Genomic DNA, 1,244 nt, shown 5'->3' with positions numbered 1-1,244 from the left:
CCTCGATCAAAAAAGAAAACTAGGACTAGTGAAAAGAATTAGAAAACAAATTGATAAATTTGGATTAACTAATGATGATTTGCAAATAACTGTAAATCAGTAGTGTAATTTTACGTTAGTCAGAAGCTAAAAAAACATTGGAACTAACCGAAAAAATACAAATCTGTAATAGTTTAAAAGAAATTCCTGATTTCAAAACTATAAAATCACTTCCACGTGGAATTGAATGGAAAATTGTGTTTGCTGATAAAATCAAATCAAAAAGAGAAAAGATTGGAAATCAATGGAAATTTGAACACCCTGAATTTGAAGTTGGAATTCATACAGTTGTGCCAGAAATTAATATTACCAAACTAATAACTGATAAGGAAATTGAAGAAAACCAAGACTTTTTTGAGAAATGTGCAAAAGACTATCGAGATTTAGCTATTAAACTTATAAATGAGTTTGCAGACAAACATAGTATTGTAATAGACTCTGAATACCCAATGAATACATTGTGTCATACCAACAAGTTTGGTTACGAACCAATTGGAAAAATGAACGGCTGGAAATATGCTTTTCACGGAATACATTGTGGATTAACCAATATAAAAACCGGGCAACGAATTGAAATTCCTTTAAATTATGGTTTAGAATTTGGACAACTTGACCCATATTTCTTTACAAATTTCATTAAATCATCCAATGAATATCAACCTTTACCAATTGGAATATATTGCGACTACGCAGACGGAAAACGTATAATGGAAAAAATGGTAGAACTTGGAAAATTTGAATATGTAAACTCTAATTGGCCAAATGAAAAAGGAATAGTAGTAGCGGATAGAAAAAAAGTAGAAGTAAAAACTTTTAAATCTGAAGTGGAAGAAAAAAGCCTACGTACAACAATGGCTATAGCTAATACGGGCTTTTGGCATAAAATCAAAGGTCTGTTCAAATAATAAAGTCCGCCAAATCTTTTGATTTGGCTTTAAAATAAAAAAGATAAAACAAAATAAAAAGCTTTGGCTAAGTGCTTAATCGAAAGTTCAGTTCTTTTAATCCCGTACTAACCATAGCCGAGACGTTGTAGCCAATCCTGACCCGTCCTGAAATATGTATACAAAAAACCAAGGTATATGTATAAAAATGATGGATATGTGAGACGCTATAGCGAAAGCTTTAAACTCAAAGTTCTAGCAGAACTTACCAAAGGAAACCACTCCAAAAGACAAATTGCCTTAACTTACGGAATACAATCC

The 1,244-nt window shown here is 31.4% G+C and carries 1 protein-coding gene; it reads left to right on the top strand.

Features of this window, described 5'->3' with window-relative positions; genetic code table 11:
- Positions 1-137 precede the first annotated feature (137 nt).
- Positions 138-944, top strand: a complete 807-nt coding sequence (locus tag F0000_RS27390) for a hypothetical protein (protein ID WP_188112325.1) — start codon at positions 138-140, stop codon at positions 942-944.
- The last annotated feature ends 300 nt before the right edge of the window (positions 945-1,244 follow it).

The sequence above is a fragment of the Aquimarina sp. RZ0 genome (assembly GCF_008370685.1).
Lineage (GTDB): Bacteria > Bacteroidota > Bacteroidia > Flavobacteriales > Flavobacteriaceae > Aquimarina.
This window is presented reverse-complemented; position numbering and strand designations above follow the sequence as displayed.